Origin of the sequence: Comamonas testosteroni, from assembly GCF_014076415.1 — a bacterium.
Lineage (GTDB): Bacteria > Pseudomonadota > Gammaproteobacteria > Burkholderiales > Burkholderiaceae_C > Comamonas > Comamonas testosteroni_F.
This window is the reverse complement of record NZ_CP043568.1, coordinates 843006-860506: the sequence shown is the minus strand read 5'-3', so window position 1 is coordinate 860506 and position 17501 is coordinate 843006. Positions and strand designations below refer to the sequence as shown.

Here is a 17501-nt window from a genome sequence, read left to right as displayed (position 1 = left end):
CCCATGATCAACAAGATCGCCGACTCGGTCGCTCAGGCCCTGTCCGGCATTCAAGACGGCTCCACCGTGCTCATCGGCGGCTTCGGCACCTCGGGCATCCCCGGCGAGCTGATCGACGGCCTGATCGCCCAGGGTGCTCGCGAGCTTACCGTGGTCAACAACAATGCCGGCAATGGCGACACCGGTCTGGCCGCCCTGCTCAAGACCGGCCAGGTGCGCAAGATCATCTGCAGCTTCCCGCGCCAGGTGGACAGCTGGGTCTTCGACGAGCTGTACCGCAGCGGCAAGATCGAACTCGAGCTGGTGGCCCAGGGCAATCTGGCCGAGCGCATGCGCGCCGCTGCTGCAGGCATAGGCGCTTTCTTCTGCCCCACGGCCTACGGTACCGAACTTGCCAAAGGCAAGGAAACGCGCGAGATCAACGGCAAGCACTATGTGCTGGAGTACCCGATCCATGGCGATGTGGCCTTGATCAAGGCGGAAAAGGGCGACCGCTGGGGCAACCTGACCTACCGCATGTCGGCGCGCAACTTCGGCCCCGTGATGGCCTCGGCCGCCAAGTTCACCGTGGCCACCGTGCATGACATCGTGGAACTCGGCCAGCTTGACCCCGAATCCGTGGTCACCCCGGGCATCTATGTGAGCCAGGTGGTGAAGATCGAGCGCGTGGCCACCCAGGCCGGCGGCTTCAAGAAGGCGGCCTGAGCCAGCCAAGGTCCAGCAAGGAGATACAAGCGTGAGCTATCAAAAACGAAGCAAGGACGAACTGGCCCTGCGCGTGGCCCAGGACATTCATGACGGAGCCTATGTCAATCTGGGCATAGGCCAGCCCACCCTGGTGGCCAACCACATCCCCGCAGGACGCGAGATCGTGCTGCAAAGCGAGAACGGCATTCTGGGCATGGGCCCGGCACCGGCGGCCGGCTCCGAAGACTACGACCTGACCAATGCCGGCAAGCAGCCCGTGACCCTGCTGCCCGGCGGCAGCTATTTCCACCACGCCGACAGCTTCGCCATGATGCGCGGCGGCCATCTGGACATCTGCGTGCTCGGAGCCTTCCAGGTTTCGGCCACGGGCGACCTGGCCAACTGGAGCACAGGCGAGCCCGGCGCCATACCCGCCGTGGGCGGAGCCATGGACCTGGCCATTGGCGCCAAGCAGACCTGGGTGATGATGGATCTGCTCACCAAGAAGGGCGAGAGCAAGGTCGTGGCCCGGTGCAGCTACCCGCTGACCGGCCTGGGCTGCGTCAAACGCATCTACACCGATCTGTGCACCCTGGCCTGCACTGCCGAAGGGCTGCGCCTGATCGACAAGGTCGAAGGACTGGAGCACGCCGAACTCGAACGCATCGTGGGCCTGCCCATCGCGGCCTGAACGGCCCGCTGACGGCTTTCTTGCCAATCCGGCCTAGACCCCAAGCTCAATTTTCATAACGGAGACATGCCATGAGCAACCAGAACCAAGCCTTTATCTGCGACGCCATCCGCACCCCCTTCGGTCGCTACGGCGGTGCGCTGTCCGGCGTGCGCACCGATGATCTGGGCGCCCTGCCCATCAGGGCGCTGATGCAGCGCAACCCCAATGTGGACTGGACCGCCGTGGCCGATGTGCTCTACGGCTGCGCCAACCAGGCCGGCGAGGACAACCGCAATGTGGCCCGCATGTCGGCGCTGCTGGCCGGCCTGCCCATCGATGTGCCCGGCGCCACCATCAACCGCCTGTGCGGCTCGGGCCTGGACGCTGTCGGCACCGCCGCACGTGCCATCAAGTCCGGCGAAGCACGCCTGATGATTGCCGGCGGCGTGGAAAGCATGAGCCGCGCGCCCTTCGTCATGCCCAAGGCCGAGTCCGCCTTCAGCCGCAGCAATGCCGTCTACGACACCACCATCGGCTGGCGCTTTGTCAACAAGCTGATGAAAGCCCAGTACGGCGTGGACTCCATGCCCGAGACCGCCGAAAACGTGGCCGACGACTTCGGGATCGAACGCGAAGCCCAGGACCGAATGGCCCTGGCCAGCCAGGAAAAGGCAGCGGCAGCGATTGCCGCCGGCCATCTGGCACGCGAGATCGTGCCCGTGTCCATCGCCCAGAAGAAGGGCGACCCCATTGTCGTGAGTCAGGACGAACACCCCCGCGCCACCACCATCGAGGCGCTGGGCAAGCTCAAGGGCGTGGTACGCCCCGATGGCACGGTCACGGCCGGCAATGCCAGCGGCGTCAACGACGGCGCCTGCGCCCTGCTGCTGGCCAACGAGGAAGCGGCCAAGCAGTACGGCCTGGTGCCGCGCGCCCGTGTGGTCGGCATGGCCGTGGCCGGCGTCGCGCCGCGCATCATGGGCTTCGGCCCGGCTCCCGCCGTGCGCAAGGTGCTGGCCCAGACCGGGCTGACTCTTGAGCAGATGGATGTCATCGAGCTCAACGAAGCCTTTGCCGCACAAGGCCTGGCCGTGCTGCGCGATCTGGGCATTGCCGACGACGACCGCCGCGTCAACCAGTGGGGCGGCGCCATCGCCCTGGGTCACCCCCTGGGCGCATCGGGCGCCCGCCTGGCCACCACGGCCGTGAACCAGCTCCATGCCCTGGGCGGCCGCTATGCGCTGTGCACCATGTGCATCGGCGTGGGCCAGGGCATTGCCGTGGTGCTCGAACGCGTCTGATCCCGACTGCGGCAGAGACGGGCCCCGCCCGGCCTGCTGCCGCCCCCTTGCCTCTTGCTCAAAAACAACGACCGCTGGCGTGCACCTTCTCTCGCAGGTGTGCCACCGCGGCAGCCCGCGCCCCGGCCACTGGCCGGCGGTGTCTTGCCTTTTTCCGGAGACCTCAATGTCCAATTCCCTTTCCCTGTCTCGCCGCCGCAGCCTGCAGACCCTGGCAGCAACCGCCCTGTTCGCTCTGGGCACGGCTCCCGCCATGGCCCAGACGCCCTATCCCAGCAAGCCCATCACCATGATCGTGCCCTTCTCGGCCGGCGGCACGACCGACATCCTGGCGCGCGTGGTGGGTCAGGCCCTGAGCACCGAACTGGGCCAGAGCATCATCATCGACAACCGTCCCGGTGCGGGCGGCAATATCGGCGGCCAGGCAGCAGCCCGTGCAGCCGGCGACGGCTACACCCTGTTCATGGGAACTGTGGGCACGCACGCCATCAACGAAGCCCTGTACAAGAAGATGCCCTTCGACCCCGTCAAGGACTTCGCCCCTCTGACCCGGGTTGCCAATGTGCCGAATCTGCTGGTGGCCCACCCCAGCCAGCCATTCAAGACCGTCAAGGAAATGATGGCCTACGCCAAGGCCAATCCCGGCAAGCTGAACTTCGGCTCCTCGGGCTCGGGCAGCTCCATCCACCTGTCAGGCGAACTGTTCAAGTCCATGACCCATCTGGACATGGTGCATGTGCCCTACAAGGGCAGTGCGCCGGCCATCACCGATCTGCTGGGCAACCAGATCGCCATCATGTTCGACAACATGCCCTCGGCCATCCAGCATGTGCGTTCGGGCAAGCTGCGCCCCATCGCCGTGACCACCGCCAAGCGCTCGCCCGAACTGCCCGATGTACCCACGGTGGCCGAAGCCGGCGTGCCCGGCTACGAGGCCACTTCCTGGTTCGGTCTCTTCGTTCCTGTCAAGACACCTGCCGACATCCAGCAAAAGCTGCATGCCGCCATTGCCAAGGTGCTCAAGGATCCCGCCGTGATCAAGAAGATCAACGACCAGGGCGGTGAAGTCGTGATCGACACCCAGGAAGGCTTTGCCAAGTTCATCGACGCCGAAGCCAAGAAGTGGGGCAAGGTGGTCAAGGACTCCGGCGCCAGCGTTTGAGATCCAACACTCCCCCTGAGCCGCTGCGCGGCTTCCCCCGTGGCACGGCGCGCTCTCGTAGCCGTCGCTGCGGGCAGCAAGGCCCCTGCTCGGCTGCCCCCTGACCCAGGACGCACCACTGCGGCGCGCTTCTTTCCACCCCTTTTACGAGCCTGTATGACCACCTCCCTGCTCTCCACCGCCAGCGGCGATTTCCGCATTGATCTGCAAGGCCCTGACGACGCCCCCGTGCTGGTGCTGTCCAACTCCCTGGGCACCACGCTGGAGATGTGGGATGCACAGGCAACTGCCCTGCGCAGCGAATTTCGCGTGCTGCGCTACGACACGCGCGGCCATGGCGCCAGCGTCTGCAGCGACGGCCCCTACAACTTTGACCAGCTGGGCCACGATGTGCTGGCCATACTCGACGCGCTGCAGGTACAGCAGGCGCATTTCTGCGGCATCTCCATGGGCGGCCTGACCGGCCTGTGGCTGGGTGTCAATGCCGGCCAGCGCCTGCGCAGTCTCACCGTGGCCAACAGCGCCGCCAGGATCGGCGTGGAGTCGGCCTGGCTGGAGCGAGCCGCCCAGGTGCGCGCCAACGGCGCAGCCGGCATGCAGGTCCTGGCCGAATCGTCGCCGGGCCGCTGGTTCACGCCCGGTTTTGCGGCTGCCCAGCCGGCCGTGGTGCAACGCGCCCAGGGATGGATCGCCGGCATCGCGCCCGAAGGCTATGCCAGCTGCTGTGAAGCACTGGCCCGCGAGGACCTGCGCGCAGCAATTGCCGCCATCGCCACGCCCACGCTGCTGGTGGCCGGCGCGCATGACCCCGTGACCACGGTGGCCGATGCCCAGGCCATGCAGGCCGCCATCGCCGGCTCGCAGCTGGTCGAGCTGCAGGCCTCGCACCTGTCCAATCTGGAGGCGCCCGAGGCCTTCGAACAAGCCCTGGCCGGCTTTGCACGCCAGCACTGACCGACGCCGCGACGACCGGCTGCCCTTCTGTGGCAGCGGCCGTCACGGCCTGTGACACGGAGACCGCCATGCCCACACTCTTCCGCCGCTGGAGACATCGCCCCGAAGGCTCGACCTGGGGCGATTTCGGTGAAGACGACCAGCTCGGCCGCCTGAACCTGCTGACCCCCGAAAAAGTCCGCCAAGGCGTGGCCGAAGTGCAGACCGGCCAGCGCTTTGCGCTGAGCCTGCCCCTGGACTACCCGGGCGGCAGCGCCCTCAATCCCAACCGCAAGCCCCCGGTGCTGCGTCCGCTGCAGCGCAAGGGCCGCGTCAATTTCAACTGCCTGCTGCAGGAGCTGGAGCCGGGACGTACCGACGTGCTCTCGGACGACATGGTCATCCTGTCGCTGCAGTACTCCACGCAGTGGGACGGCCTGGCCCATGTGGGCGCCCTGTTCGATGCCAATGGCGACGGTCTGCCCGAGCCGCTGTACTACAACGGCTTTGCTGCGGGTATCGACATCGTGGGCCCCGCCGAGCTGAGCGGCACCGGCATTCCCGCGCACCTGGACGACAACGCCAGCACCAGCTGCGCCAAAGCCCTGGGCATTGAAGGCATGGCCCGCAACGGCGTGCAGGGCCGCGGGGTGATGGTGGACCTGCGCGCCCACTTCGGCGACGCCCGCACCGTGGTCGGCTACGAGCAGCTGATGCAGGCCATCGCCGCCGACGGCGTGCAAATCGAGCCCGGCGACATGCTGTGCCTGCACACGGGTTTTGCCCAGCGGGTGCTGGACATGCACAAAAACCCCGACCCCGAGGTGCTGGAACACGCCTGCGCCGTGCTCGACGGGCGCGATGCGCGCCTGCTGCAGTGGATCACCGACAGCCAGATCGCCGTCATCGCCACCGACAACTACGCGGTCGAGGCCTTCCCGGCGCGCCCCGGCGCTGCCTGCTGCGCGGCCCTGCCGCTGCACGAGCATTGCCTGTTCAAGCTGGGCGTGCACCTGGGCGAGCTGTGGCACCTGACGCCGCTGGCGCACTGGCTGCGCGAGCACGGTCGCCACCGCTTCCTGCTCACGGCACCGCCGCTGAACCTGCCGGGCGCCATCGCCTCGCCGGTCACGCCCGTCGCCACGGTCTGAGCCCAACGCCGGAGCCTTTATGCCCTTCATCATCGAAACCTTCGACAAGCCCGGCCACCAGGCCGTGCGCCAGGCCCATCGCCCCGCGCACCTGGGCTTCCTGGACACCCACAAGCACCTGCTGCTGGCCTGCGGCGCCAAGCTGGCCGACGACGGCAGCGACCTCGGCGGCGGCCTGTACGTGGTGGAACTGGACACGCGCGAAGCAGCCCGGTCCTTCATAGAGTCCGACCCCTTCTTCGCCGCCGGCCTGTTCGAGCGCGTGTCCATCACCCGCTGGCGCAAAGCCTATGTGGCCGGCGCCAGCCACCTGCCTGCGGCGGCCTAGCTCCCGCCCGGCAGCCCAGCCCTTTCCCCGCATTCCGTCCGAAAGTATTGCCATGTCTTCCCAGAACGCTTCCCTTCCCGTCCGCCCCCGTGTGCTGATCACCGGCGGCGGTGCCGGCATCGGCGCCGCCGCTGCAGAGCGCTGCCGCGCCGATGGCTACGAGCCCATCATCATCGACCGCGTGGTCGATCACGTTCCGGGCGGCATCCAGGCTGACCTCAGCAATACCGAGGACACAGCCCGCGCCCTGCGTCAGGCTCTGGAAGGCGGCCCCATCACACGCCTGGTCAACAACGTGGGCGTGGTCGTGCCCAATGATGCCGCGTCCCAGACCCTGGCCGAGTTCGACCTGGCCGTCTCGCTGAACCTGCGCTGCGCCTTCCAGTGCATGCAGTCCCTGCTGCCCGGCATGAAGGAGGCGGGCTTCGGGCGCATCGTCAACATGTCCTCGCGCGCCGCGCTGGGCAAGGACTTGCGCACCGCCTACGCTGCCACCAAGGCCGGCCTGATCGGCATGACGCGCGTCTGGGCGCTGGAGCTGGGACAGTGGGGCATCACGGCCAACGCCATAGGCCCCGGCCCCATCCGCACCGAGCTGTTCGACAAGGCCAACCCGCCCGATGCACCGCGCACGCAGAAGATCATCCAGTCAGTCCCCGTCAAGCGCGTGGGCACTCCCGAGGATGTGGCCCATGCCGTGTCCTACATGCTCGACGAGCGCAGTGGCTTTGTGACCGGACAGGTGCTCTATGTCTGCGGCGGGATGACCGTCGGCGTGGCGTCCGTATAAACGCCTCCTGAGCCGCGCTGCGGCTTGCCTGCATGCACGGCGCCCTCTCTCGCTGCGCAGGAGGGGACGACGCCCTCGCTGCGGGACGGCCCTGGCTCGGCGTCTCTGACGCGAGCCCTGCCGGCCACTTCCGCAAAGCCACGTTCCTGCCCTGCGCCCCCGCGGCGCAGGCGCCTTCCTCTCCCCATAAATCATTCCACCCCCGGAGACCGGCACCCATGTCGAAAATCACCGCCTTCTTCACCGAGCTGATGCGCAAGTATCTGCCCGACCCCTTTGTCTTTGCCATCCTGCTGACCCTGCTGACCATGGTCCTGGCCTTTGCCGTGGAAAGCCGGCCCGTCAACCTCGTGGTCGAGGACTGGGGCAAGGGCTTCTGGAGCCTGCTGGCCTTCACCACGCAGATGGCCGTGATCCTGGTCATGGGCTATGTGCTGGCGGCTGCGCCCCTGGTCAACCGCTTCCTGGACCGCATCGCCAGCCACGTGCACACACCGCGCCAGGCCATCATCGTGGCCACCATCGTGGGCTGCGTGGGCAGCTACCTGAACTGGGGCTTCGGCCTGGTGATCGGTGGCATCATGGCGCGCAAGCTGGCGCTCAAGGTCAAGGGCGTTCACTATCCGCTGATCATCGCCTCGGCCTATACCGGCTTCACCATGTACAGCCTGGGCTTCTCGGCCACGATTCCGGTGCTGATCTCGACCAAGGGCCACACCTTCGAGAGCAGCATGGGCCTGATCCCGCTGACGCAGACCATCTTCTCCGCACCCATGCTGCTGACCAGTCTGGCCGTGCTCATTGCCCTGCCGCTGCTCAATGCCGCCATGCATCCCAAGGCCGGCGAGAAGATCGTGGAACTGGACCCCGCCGTGGCCGCCGACGAAGGCAAGGGCGGCGCAGGCCACGACCTGCTGGGCGACCAGAAGACCCTGGCCTACCGCCTGAACAACAGCCGCGTGCTCAATCTGCTGATCGGCCTGTGCGGCATGGCCTATGTGGTGCTGCATTTCGTCAAGGGCGGCAACCTCGACCTGAACATGATCAACTTCTTCATCCTGTTCCTGGGCGTGCTGCTGCTCAGAACACCCATGCTCTACGTGGAAAAGGTCAACGAAGGCGTCAAGACCATCGGCGGCATCATCCTGCAGTTCCCCTTCTACGCGGGCATCATGGCCATCATGCATGGCTCTGGCCTGGTGGAGTCCATCGCCCACATCTTCGTGAGCGTCGCCAGCGAGCACACGCTGCCGCTGTGGGGCCTGGTCAGCTCCTTCGCGATCAACTTCTTCGCGCCCTCGGGCGGCGGCCACTGGGTGCTGCAGGGCCCGTTCATGATTGACGCGGCCAAGACTCTGGGGGCCTCGCAAGCCCAGACCGCCATGTCGGTGATGCTGGGCAATGGCTGGAACGACCTGGTCCAGCCCTTCTGGATCCTGCCGGCCCTGGCCTTGTCCAAGCTCAAGCTCAAGGACATCATGGGCTATACCGTGGTTTCCATGATGCTGGTCGGCGTCATCTACGCGACCACCATGCTGATCTGGCCTCATCTGTAACAGAGCGCCAGCGTACTTTTTCCGTTCACATCCTCACCTAGGAGAACCCCATGCTGTACATGGTCGAAATGATTGTCCAGATCCCCCACTCGCTGGACCCCGCACTGGTCGCGCAGATCAAGCAGGACGAGAAGGAATACTCGCAAAAGCTGCAGCGCGAAGGCAAGTGGCGCCATATCTGGCGCGTGGTGGGCGAATACGCCAACGTCAGCATCTTCGACGTCCAGAGCAATGACGAACTGCACAGCCTGCTCAGCGGCCTGCCACTGTTCCCCTATATGCAGATCAAGGTAAAGCCCCTGGCCAACCACCCCTCCTCCATCGTGCAGGAGTAAGCACGACAGCGGCGGGCCAGCGCCCGTCCGCAACAAAGCCCATGCAGTCTCTGGCCGCATGGGCTTTTTTTGATAGCTATCGCCGACTATTCAAAAAAGATTTCAATATGTTTTATATCTGAAATCATTATCAGCAAAGCGGTATAAGCTCCTATTAAAAGAGCATTCACACCTTCGCTGCTGCCTGCCCCAAGCCGCGTCTTTGCAGGTCTTCAGGTATAGCGCTTGGCGCGCAGATTGTTCTTCATCTGCTCCAGCGCCGGCTGCAGCGCAGGCCCGATGCGCAAAGCCACACAGGTCGCCAGCACATCGATGATGAGCAGGTGCAGCAGCCGCGACACCATGGGGCTGTAGCGGTCGTAGCCTTCGGGGTGATCGGCCGCCAGATGCACCTGGCAGGCCGAGGCCAGAGGAGAGCCGCTGGCCGTGATGGCAATCGTGGTGGCCCCGTTCTTGCGGGCGATATCCGCCGCATCCATCAGATCCCGCGTTCGGCCGGAGTTCGAAATAATGACCACGCAGTCCCCCGGCCCCAGCAAGGTGGCGCTCATGACCTGCATATGGCCATCGCTGGTGGCCAGGCTGGTCACACCGAGGCGGAAGAACTTGTGCTGGGCATCCAGCGCCACGATGCCCGAGTTCCCGGCGCCGTAGAACTCGATGCGCTTGCCCGTCTGCCAGGTCGCTGCAATCGCCTGCGCAGCCTGCTCTATGGCCGCCGTGCTGGCTGCATTGCGGTACTGCAGAAAAGCGGCAACCGCGTTGTCCACCACCTTGACCATGACATCGCTGGTCTTGTCATCGCTGTCCACACTGCGATGGATGAAGGGCACGCCTTCGCTGACGCTGCCCGCGAGCTTGAGCTTGAAGTCCGCCAGGCCGTCATAGCCCATGCTGCGACAAAAGCGCACCACCGTGGGTTTGCTGACATGTGCCCGCACTGCCAGCTCTCGCACCGGCAGATGCGCGAAGGCCCGCGGATCGGCCAGTACCAGGCGTGCAACACGCTGCTCTGCAGGCGCCAGGGACGGAAGGGAGGCAGTAATCCGATCAAGCATATTGGCGCAGATGAGGTGTAGGCAATGAATGAGTGCAGAAAAAGGCGAGCATAAGACCGAAGCGCCTCACGCCTCGCAAAATGACAGCAAAACTTGCATATTTCCGCAAATAAATAGGCGAGCGCGCATATTCAACAGGGTTTGCCTTGATGCATCATCAAACGGAGCATCTGCAAGCTCATTCTCAATCAGGGATTCACGCTCTACACTTGCTGGTTAGTTTGAAACACAGCAAAGGATGGACATGAATCAGTTGGAGGCGCTCAAGCAATTCACGACCGTGGTCGCGGACACCGGTGATTTTCATCAACTGGCGCAGTTTCAACCGCAAGATGCCACCACCAATCCATCCCTGATTCTCAAAGCGGTTCAAAAGACCGAATATGCGCCGCTGATGCGCGCCACCGTGGCGCAATTCAAAGACAGAGGGCTGGACGAAATCATGGACCGGACGCTGGTGCGCTTCGGCTGCGAGATTCTGAGCACCATACCCGGTCGTGTCTCCACCGAGGTTGATGCCCGCCTGTCTTTCGACACCGTGGCCACGGTCACGCGCGCCGAGCGACTGATCGAGCTGTATCAGGCCGCAGGCATCCACACCGAGCGCGTGCTCATCAAGATCGCCGCCACCTGGGAAGGGATTGAAGCGGCCCGCATTCTCGAGCAGCGCGGCATTCACACCAATCTGACGCTGCTGTTCTCCTTCTGCCAGGCCGTTGCCTGCGGTCAGGCCAAGGTCCAGCTCATCTCACCCTTTGTGGGCCGCATCTACGACTGGTACAAAAAGCAGGCCGGCGCGCAGTGGGATGAGGCCGCCATGGCCGGGACCAATGATCCGGGCGTGCGCTCCGTACAGAAAATCTACGACTATTACAAGCACTTCGATGTTTCCACCGAGGTCATGGGTGCAAGCTTTCGTAATACCGGCCAGATTCTGGCTCTGGCGGGCTGCGATCTGCTTACCATTGCACCTGAGCTGCTGGCCCAGCTCCGCGCACAGCAGGACGATGACATGCCTTTGACCCGCGCCCTGGACCCGAACAAGGCCAGAGCCCAGCCACAGGAACGCGTTCTGTATGACCAGGCCTCGTTTCGCTTTGCGCTGAACGAAGATGCCATGGCCACCGAAAAGCTGGCCGAGGGCATTCGCGCTTTCACCGCAGACACCCTGAAGCTGGAAGCATTGATGCAGCAAGCGGCTGCAGATTGACGGACATTTCCTTTGACCCCTCTTTGTCACGAGCTGCCTGCCTGGCAGGCTTTGCAAACCCACTACCGGTCGCAGATCCAGCATCTGGATTTGCGCCAGGCTTTTGCACAAGACCCACAACGTCTTGATGCACTGAGCATGCAGGCACCGCATGTATTCGCCGATCTGTCGAAGAACCTATGGACTAGCGAGACCGAGGCCTTGCTGAGACAGCTTGCCGTCGATAGCCAGCTCGCAAGCAAGCGCGATGCCATGCTGGCCGGCGCAGTCATCAATCCCAGCGAGCAGCGCAGCGCGATGCACTGGCTGCTGCGCACTCCTGCAGACGGCGGGCAGCTCGCCCAGTCACCTGTGCTTCGGTCCTGGCCCCAGGACATGCATTCGGCTCTGCGTGGCGTTCACGACACGCTGGATAGCATGCTCGCCCTGGCCGATCAGATCAGGGGCAGTCAACAGATCACCGATATCGTCAATATCGGCATCGGCGGCTCGCATCTGGGTCCTGAAGTCGTGGTCAATGCCCTTGAGGACTGGATAGACAAGGACAAGAACTTTCACTTTGTCTCCAATGTGGACGGGCACGAACTGGGGCATGTGCTGCGCCGGGTCAAACCGGAAAGCACGCTGTTCCTGATTGCCTCCAAATCCTTCACCACGGCCGAGACCATGCTGAATGCACGCTCGGCCAGACAGTGGTTTCTCGACCATGGGGGCAGCGCAGATCCGCAGGCCCCATGCTCGATTGACCGGCATTTCGTGGCCCTAACCACCAATACCCAGGCGGCCGCAGAGTTCGGCATACAGCGCACTCTGGGCTTCTGGGACTGGGTGGGCGGACGCTTTTCGCTGTGGTCCGCCATCGGGCTGCCCATTGCCATCGCCATAGGCTCGGCGCAATTCAGGGCGCTGCTGAGCGGCGCGCACGCGATGGATGCCCACTTTTTCACAGCCCCTCTGGAGAACAATCTCCCGGTGCGCCTGGGCCTGCTGGACATCTGGTATCGCAATTTCTGCCAGTTTTCCAGCCGCTGCATCGCGCCTTACAGCCATGGGCTGCGCCGCCTGACAGCCTATCTGCAGCAGCTGGAGATGGAGAGCAACGGCAAACGCATCAACAAGAATGGCGTTCGGCTCTCCGTCCCCACTGCGCCGGTGATCTGGGGCGAACCCGGCACCAATGGGCAACATGCCTTCTTTCAGATGCTGCATCAGGGGCAAGATGTCATACCGGTCGAATTCATTGTCCTGCGCGACGGGGGCAAATACCTGGGAGAGCACCATCAAAGCCTGGTGGTCAACGCGATTGCCCAGGCCCAGGCGCTGATGGTGGGGCGCTGTGGAGAAGGTCTGGAAAAAGACTGTCCCGGCAATCGCCCCAGCAGTTTCTTGATGCTTGAAAGACTGGATCCGGCCTCTCTGGGCGCCTTGATTGCGCTGTATGAACATCGCATTTTTGTCTCTGGCGCCATATGGGACATCAACAGCTTCGACCAGTGGGGTGTGGAGCTGGGCAAGAAGCTGGCAAAGCAGCTGCATGCTCGCCAGAACCGCAATGACTGGGCAGGAGTGGACGCGTCGACGCAGGAGCTGATGAAGCGCCTGATGGAAAGTCACTGAGCATCACAAGCAGCGGGCCCGGCAGGGCTCATGCTTCAAGCCTGCTCAGACCGCGCTGGTTTCCGGCAAATGGGGATAGCGTGCACCCGCCAGACCTTCCAGTCCAAACTCGGCGAGCAGCTGACGCAGGCGTTGCGCCGCACTGCGCTTTTTCTGTCCCGTATAACGGGCCACAATCAATTCGTTTTTCATGCTGTGCTCCCAGCCCACCAACTCGGTGACCGTGACCTGGTAACCACAAGCCTCCAGATACAGGCAGCGCAGCACATTGGTAATCTGACTGCCCATCTCGCGAGTGTGGATCGGGTGACGCCACAACTCGGCCAGCGGAGTGCGCGCCAGGCTCATGGCCTTGGTCTGGCGCAGACATGCGGCCACCTCGGCCTGACAGCAAGGCACCAGCACCATGGCCCGGGCCTGCTTTTCCAGCCCGAAGGCGATCGCATCATCAGTCGCCGTATCACAGGCATGCAAGGCCGTGACCACATCGAACTGCGAAGGCATGAAGTCTGCTCGCGTGGACTCGGCCACCGACATATTGAGAAACTCCATGCGCTCGAAGCCAAGTTCAGTCGCCAGCTTCTGAGATGCCTCGACCAGCGGCGCACGCGTCTCGATGCCGTAAATCCGTCCCTGGTCCAGGGCCTTGAAATACAGGTCGTAAAGAATGAACCCCAGATAGGACTTGCCTGCGCCATGGTCGGCCAGTGTCACGGCATGCCCATCCTTGGATAGCTCTGTCAGCAAAGGCTCGATGAACTGATAGAGGTGATAGACCTGCTTGAGCTTGCGGCGCGAATCCTGGTTGAGCTTGCCCTCGCGCGTCAGAATATGCAGGGCCTTGAGCAGCTCAAGGCTCTGGCCGGGCTTGAGCCCCAGTTGCTCGGCGATATCTGACGTCCCTGTTTTGGCGGGCTTTTGCAGGTTCTGCTTTTTATCGGTCTTGCCCATCACTTCTCTGCCTTCGTCTGAGCATGGCCGGTCACGGGGCAGCGGGCCCCGACATCCAGGTCCAGCCAGCCCTCGATACCGATCTTTTCCAGCGTTTCCATATTGCGCTCGTATATCGTCTCGGCTTCCGGAAACACCTCCACAGCCTTGTCGATGCTGTCTTCGCGCAGCAAGTGCAATATGGGATAGGGAGAGCGGTTGGTGCAGTTGGTAACGTCGTCCACATCAGTGCCCTCAAACTGAAATTGAGGATGAAATGAGGCGACCTGCAAAATACCGCCCAGATCAAGCTCCTCGACCATGGCATCGGCCACTTCAAGGAAGTCATTGAAGTCCAGGAAATCCTGCAGGGCATGGGGCAGGATCAGCAGTGTGGTGTCACGTTTTTCCGCACTGGCTTCGGCCAGGGCCTCAAGCTCGCGATGCAGGGCCTCGGCAACAGCCTCCGCATCGGTCGCATCGCTGACGGCATAGTGGATCTGAGCTTTGACATGCACGCCTTTGGCGAAAGGGCATAGGTTGAGACCTATCACGGCCTTTTCCAGCCAGCGCACGGTATCCGCAATCACAAGCTCTGGCGGGAAAGCCTGATCGGCGATGGTTGAAGTTTCGGTCATGACAGGGCCCTCCAAAATGCAAACGGGGGCCATCGCCCCCAAAGAATGCGCACTGGGCGGGAAATATTCCGGCTCTAGATACACAGAATCGCTATTTTAGCGATCCGGCCTGTGCCATGCTCGCCACTGGCAGCAAGACCGTTGGCGAGCTTCCCTCAGGCCTCGCCCAGCAGCCTCAACCCGGTGATGCGTTCATGCTCGCGCGCCGCATAACGATCCGTCATACCCGCAATAAAGTCCGCCACCACTCGCGCACGTTCATGCAGGGTAGTGACGATATGGGCACGCTGAACAAAGCGCGGCTTCATGCGCTCAGGTTCCACCATATAGGCGGCAAACAGCTCTTTCACGACTTGCTGAGCACTGTCCATGGTCTGCATGACTCGAGGGTGCCGATAGAGCTGCCTGAACAAGAACTGCTTTAGCACCTGGGACTGCGCTTTCATCTCTTCGCTGAAACCGATCAGCGTCCGCCCGTGCTGGCGAACCTCCTGCACCGAGCGCACAGCCGCCTGCTCAATACCGGCCTGTGAGTGACGGATGACGTCATAGACCTGATCACTGAGCATGCGGCGAATGCTTTCATAGAGCAGCTTGCGCTGAGCATCCGGCAGAGCCAGATCGGGCCAATCCGCCAATGTCGAGGTGTAATAGCGGGCGAACAAAGGCACGGCTTCACGCAACTGGGTCATGGTGATCAAGCCCGATCGAACGCCGTCGTCCACATCATGGGCGTTATAGGCAATCGCATCCGCCAGATTGCATAGCTGCGCCTCCAGAGAAGGCTGAGTACCGTCCAGAAAACGCTGAGCCACGCCGCCGGGCTCACGTGCATTCAGCCATTGCGCATTGCTGAGCGAGCAATGCTTGAGAATTCCCTCGCGTGTTTCAAAAGTCAGGTTCAGACCGTCAAAGGCAGGATAACGCTCCTCCAACCTATCCACTACACGCAGACTTTGCAGATTGTGCTCAAAACCGCCATGGGGCTTCATGCACTCATTGAGCGCATCCTGCCCCGCATGTCCAAAAGGTGTATGCCCCAGATCATGCGCCAGACAGATGGCTTCAACGAGGTCTTCATCCAGCCGCAAAGAACGCGCGATGGAGCGCCCCAGTTGCGCCACTTCCAGAGAGTGCGTGAGCCGGGTTCGGAACAGATCGCCCTCATGGTTCACAAAGACCTGGGTCTTGTAAACCAGTCGCCTGAAGGCCGAGGAGTGAACAATGCGATCCCGATCGCGCTGAAAGTCGCTACGCGTGGGAGCCTGGGGCTCAGCAAAGCGACGCCCGCGGCTTTGCTGGGGATGGCAGGCATAGGAAGCCAGAGCGGTCATGCAAATCGCCTCAACAACTCGATGCAATGACTCTAACAGCTATGGACTCGCTTCCCCCAGGGTCTGCTCACATAGCGCCATGCATCAAGCGCAGCAACTCTCGATCACTTCACGCACCAGTGCGTCGGGTGCCGACCTCATCACGGCCTTGCCGGGACCATCGATCAGCACGAAGCGGATTTCACCGGCTTCGGATTTCTTGTCAACCCGCATCAGTTCCAGATAGCGACCCGCATTGTCCTGGGCATCGATGACCGCTGCGCGCACCGGCAAGCCCGCTCGCTCGATCAGCTTGCGCAGACGCGAGACAAAGCCCGCCTCCACCAGGCCAAGACGTTGGGACAGCTCCGCTGCCATCACCATGCCTGCAGCCACGCCTTCACCGTGCAGCCAGTTGCCATAGCCCATGCCGGCCTCGATCGCATGACCGAAGGTATGACCAAAATTGAGAATCGCGCGCAGACCCGCTTCCTTCTCGTCCTGCCCCACGACCCAGGCCTTGATCTCCACACTTCGCTTGACGGCATGGGCGAGCAGGTCGCGGTCGCGGCGCAGCAGGCCATCCATGTTCTGTTCAAGCCAGTCAAAGAACTGCATATCGGCAATAGGGCCGTATTTGATGATTTCCCCCAGACCTGCGCTCAACTCGCGCTCGGGCAGGGTATCCAGCGTGGCCAGATCGCAGAGCACCAGCTGCGGCTGGTAAAAGGCCCCAATCATGTTCTTGCCCAGTGGGTGGTTGATGGCAGTCTTGCCCCCCACCGAGGAATCGACCTGGGACAGCAGCGTGGTCGGCACCTGCACAAAAGGCACGCCACGCATATAGCTGGCGGCAGCAAAGCCCGTCATATCTCCCACCACGCCACCGCCCAGCGCAAACAGCACCGTCTTGCGGTCGCAGCCGTGTTGCAGCAGGGCATCAAAAATCAGGTTCAGAGTCTGCCAGTCTTTATGGGCTTCACCATCGGGCAGCACCACCTCGTGAACCTGCGCGTATTGACCGCTCAAGGCCTGCTTGAGCGCAGACAGATAAAGCGGAGCCACGACATCATTCGTCACGACCAGAGCCGCAGCAGCCTTGGGCAGTGTCCGCCAAGTGGAGCTCTGGGCCAGCAAGCCCTCTGCAATCACGATGGGATAGCTGCGTTCATCCAGATCAATATGCACTGTTTCCACGTTCAATCTCTCTCAAAATACATAGCAGGCAGTGCATACGGTGCACCGGACAACAAGCTTTCAACGGAATCAGGAATGCTGACCGAGCTCGATCTGCATGGCCACTCGCTGAGCCACCTGCGTAGCGGACAGGCCGCTGCCCGCCACCACAAAATCCGCCACTTCCTTGTAGAGCGGATCCCGGATGGCGTGCAAATCCAGCAAGCGCTGCAAAGGATTGTCCACCTGCAGCAAGGGGCGCTGGGTGTCTCGCTGCAGGCGCTTGGCAATTTCATGCGGTGATGCACTCAGATAGACCACCTGTGCATGCTCGGCCAGCGCTTGCCGGTTCTCGGCCTTCAGCACAGCTCCGCCACCTGTGGCAACCACCGTTTTATCAGATCGCGCCAGCAGCGCCGCCAGCACCTCCTGCTCTACATCCCTGAATCTGGACTCGCCTTCCTTGGCAAAAAAGTCGCGGATCGTGCAGCCAATATGCTCTTCAATGGCAGTATCCACATCCACAAAAGGCATAGACCAACGCTTGGCCAAATAGCGTCCGATGGTGGATTTGCCGGAGCCTGGCAAGCCCACAAGGGCAATATGAAATTTCTTTAGAACAGTCATCGCGTTACCGTCATCC

General features: G+C 62.7%; 18 protein-coding genes. 12 read left to right on the top strand and 6 right to left on the bottom strand.

From position 1 onward, the window contains the following. Nucleotides 1-3 precede the first annotated feature (3 nt). From F0P97_RS03865 to catC, 10 genes are all read left to right on the top strand, one after another. Complete coding sequence (locus F0P97_RS03865; RefSeq protein ID WP_003058692.1) at nt 4-705, top strand: 3-oxoacid CoA-transferase subunit A; 702 nt, start codon at nt 4-6, stop codon at nt 703-705. 31 nt (nt 706-736) lie between these two features. Continuing rightward, nucleotides 737-1378 carry a 3-oxoacid CoA-transferase subunit B gene (locus F0P97_RS03860; protein WP_182285692.1) on the top strand — a complete coding sequence of 214 codons (642 nt, stop codon included), beginning with the start codon at nt 737-739 and terminating at the stop codon, nt 1376-1378. Nucleotides 1379-1449: 71 nt separating this feature from the next. Then, complete coding sequence (gene pcaF / locus F0P97_RS03855) at nt 1450-2661, top strand: 3-oxoadipyl-CoA thiolase (protein ID WP_182285691.1); 1212 nt, start codon at nt 1450-1452, stop codon at nt 2659-2661. A gap of 166 nt (nt 2662-2827) precedes the next feature. After that, the gene (locus F0P97_RS03850) at nt 2828-3823 is read left to right on the top strand and encodes a Bug family tripartite tricarboxylate transporter substrate binding protein (protein ID WP_182285690.1); all 996 of its coding nucleotides are present in this window, start codon (nt 2828-2830) and stop codon (nt 3821-3823) included. A gap of 156 nt (nt 3824-3979) precedes the next feature. Continuing rightward, nucleotides 3980-4777 (top strand): 3-oxoadipate enol-lactonase, encoded by a 798-nt coding sequence (gene pcaD / locus F0P97_RS03845; RefSeq protein ID WP_182285689.1) that lies wholly within the window; start codon nt 3980-3982, stop codon nt 4775-4777. 68 nt (nt 4778-4845) lie between these two features. Beyond that, on the top strand, nt 4846-5907 hold the full coding sequence (locus F0P97_RS03840) for a cyclase family protein (RefSeq protein ID WP_182285688.1): 1062 nt from the start codon (nt 4846-4848) through the stop codon (nt 5905-5907). Nucleotides 5908-5926: 19 nt separating this feature from the next. Further along, entirely contained in the window at nt 5927-6235 is a 309-nt protein-coding gene (locus tag F0P97_RS03835; RefSeq protein WP_182285687.1) for a YciI family protein, read from the top strand. Between the two features lie 52 nt (nt 6236-6287). Further along, on the top strand, nt 6288-7025 hold the full coding sequence (locus F0P97_RS03830; RefSeq protein WP_182285686.1) for an SDR family oxidoreductase: 738 nt from the start codon (nt 6288-6290) through the stop codon (nt 7023-7025). A 218-nt stretch (nt 7026-7243) separates the two neighbouring features. Continuing rightward, nucleotides 7244-8581, top strand: coding sequence for a short-chain fatty acid transporter (locus F0P97_RS03825; protein WP_182285685.1), 1338 nt, complete (start codon nt 7244-7246; stop codon nt 8579-8581). 50 nt (nt 8582-8631) lie between these two features. Next, nucleotides 8632-8916 (top strand): muconolactone Delta-isomerase, encoded by a 285-nt coding sequence (gene catC / locus F0P97_RS03820; RefSeq protein ID WP_003062020.1) that lies wholly within the window; start codon nt 8632-8634, stop codon nt 8914-8916. Between the two features lie 212 nt (nt 8917-9128). Here catC and F0P97_RS03815 read toward each other — a convergent pair whose 3' ends face one another. Then, the gene (locus F0P97_RS03815; protein WP_003058703.1) at nt 9129-9974 is read right to left on the bottom strand and encodes an SIS domain-containing protein; all 846 of its coding nucleotides are present in this window, start codon (nt 9972-9974) and stop codon (nt 9129-9131) included. Between the two features lie 244 nt (nt 9975-10218). On the opposite strand from F0P97_RS03815, the gene tal reads away from it, so the two are divergent. Both tal and pgi read left to right on the top strand, forming a co-directional pair. Continuing rightward, entirely contained in the window at nt 10219-11184 is a 966-nt protein-coding gene (gene tal, locus F0P97_RS03810; protein WP_182285684.1) for a transaldolase, read from the top strand. 12 nt (nt 11185-11196) lie between these two features. After that, nucleotides 11197-12801 (top strand): glucose-6-phosphate isomerase, encoded by a 1605-nt coding sequence (gene pgi, locus F0P97_RS03805; protein ID WP_182285683.1) that lies wholly within the window; start codon nt 11197-11199, stop codon nt 12799-12801. A 45-nt stretch (nt 12802-12846) separates the two neighbouring features. Here the strand turns inward: pgi and F0P97_RS03800 are convergent, their stop codons facing one another. The 5 genes from F0P97_RS03800 to F0P97_RS03780 all read right to left on the bottom strand — a co-directional run bounded on the left by F0P97_RS03800 (nt 12847) and on the right by F0P97_RS03780 (nt 17485). After that, nucleotides 12847-13752 carry a class I SAM-dependent methyltransferase gene (locus F0P97_RS03800; RefSeq protein ID WP_182285682.1) on the bottom strand — a complete coding sequence of 302 codons (906 nt, stop codon included), beginning with the start codon at nt 13750-13752 and terminating at the stop codon, nt 12847-12849. Then, entirely contained in the window at nt 13752-14369 is a 618-nt protein-coding gene (locus F0P97_RS03795; protein ID WP_182285681.1) for a DUF1415 domain-containing protein, read from the bottom strand. The genes F0P97_RS03800 and F0P97_RS03795 overlap by 1 nt, the downstream gene beginning before the upstream one ends. Before the next feature lie 155 nt (nt 14370-14524). Continuing rightward, complete coding sequence (locus F0P97_RS03790) at nt 14525-15703, bottom strand: deoxyguanosinetriphosphate triphosphohydrolase (RefSeq protein WP_182285680.1); 1179 nt, start codon at nt 15701-15703, stop codon at nt 14525-14527. Between the two features lie 84 nt (nt 15704-15787). After that, nucleotides 15788-16885 (bottom strand): 3-dehydroquinate synthase, encoded by a 1098-nt coding sequence (gene aroB / locus F0P97_RS03785; protein WP_182285679.1) that lies wholly within the window; start codon nt 16883-16885, stop codon nt 15788-15790. 63 nt (nt 16886-16948) lie between these two features. Continuing rightward, nucleotides 16949-17485 carry a shikimate kinase gene (locus F0P97_RS03780; RefSeq protein WP_182287098.1) on the bottom strand — a complete coding sequence of 179 codons (537 nt, stop codon included), beginning with the start codon at nt 17483-17485 and terminating at the stop codon, nt 16949-16951. Nucleotides 17486-17501 lie beyond the last annotated feature (16 nt).

Excerpts from the sequence above, each read along its gene's own strand:
- F0P97_RS03840 (WP_182285688.1), top strand. The coding sequence starts at position 4,846 with ATGCCCACACTCTTCCGCCGCTGGAGACATCGCCCCGAAGGCTCGACC.
- F0P97_RS03795 (WP_182285681.1), bottom strand. The coding sequence starts at position 14,369 with ATGACCGAAACTTCAACCATCGCCGATCAGGCTTTCCCGCCAGAGCTT.
- F0P97_RS03825 (WP_182285685.1), top strand. The coding sequence starts at position 7,244 with ATGTCGAAAATCACCGCCTTCTTCACCGAGCTGATGCGCAAGTATCTG.
- catC (WP_003062020.1), top strand. The coding sequence starts at position 8,632 with ATGCTGTACATGGTCGAAATGATTGTCCAGATCCCCCACTCGCTGGAC.
- F0P97_RS03815 (WP_003058703.1), bottom strand. The coding sequence starts at position 9,974 with ATGCTTGATCGGATTACTGCCTCCCTTCCGTCCCTGGCGCCTGCAGAG.
- F0P97_RS03850 (WP_182285690.1), top strand. The coding sequence starts at position 2,828 with ATGTCCAATTCCCTTTCCCTGTCTCGCCGCCGCAGCCTGCAGACCCTG.
- pcaD (WP_182285689.1), top strand. The coding sequence starts at position 3,980 with ATGACCACCTCCCTGCTCTCCACCGCCAGCGGCGATTTCCGCATTGAT.
- F0P97_RS03800 (WP_182285682.1), bottom strand. The coding sequence starts at position 13,752 with ATGGGCAAGACCGATAAAAAGCAGAACCTGCAAAAGCCCGCCAAAACA.
- tal (WP_182285684.1), top strand. The coding sequence starts at position 10,219 with ATGAATCAGTTGGAGGCGCTCAAGCAATTCACGACCGTGGTCGCGGAC.
- F0P97_RS03830 (WP_182285686.1), top strand. The coding sequence starts at position 6,288 with ATGTCTTCCCAGAACGCTTCCCTTCCCGTCCGCCCCCGTGTGCTGATC.
- F0P97_RS03835 (WP_182285687.1), top strand. The coding sequence starts at position 5,927 with ATGCCCTTCATCATCGAAACCTTCGACAAGCCCGGCCACCAGGCCGTG.
- F0P97_RS03790 (WP_182285680.1), bottom strand. The coding sequence starts at position 15,703 with ATGACCGCTCTGGCTTCCTATGCCTGCCATCCCCAGCAAAGCCGCGGG.
- pcaF (WP_182285691.1), top strand. The coding sequence starts at position 1,450 with ATGAGCAACCAGAACCAAGCCTTTATCTGCGACGCCATCCGCACCCCC.
- F0P97_RS03780 (WP_182287098.1), bottom strand. The coding sequence starts at position 17,485 with ATGACTGTTCTAAAGAAATTTCATATTGCCCTTGTGGGCTTGCCAGGC.
- F0P97_RS03865 (WP_003058692.1), top strand. The coding sequence starts at position 4 with ATGATCAACAAGATCGCCGACTCGGTCGCTCAGGCCCTGTCCGGCATT.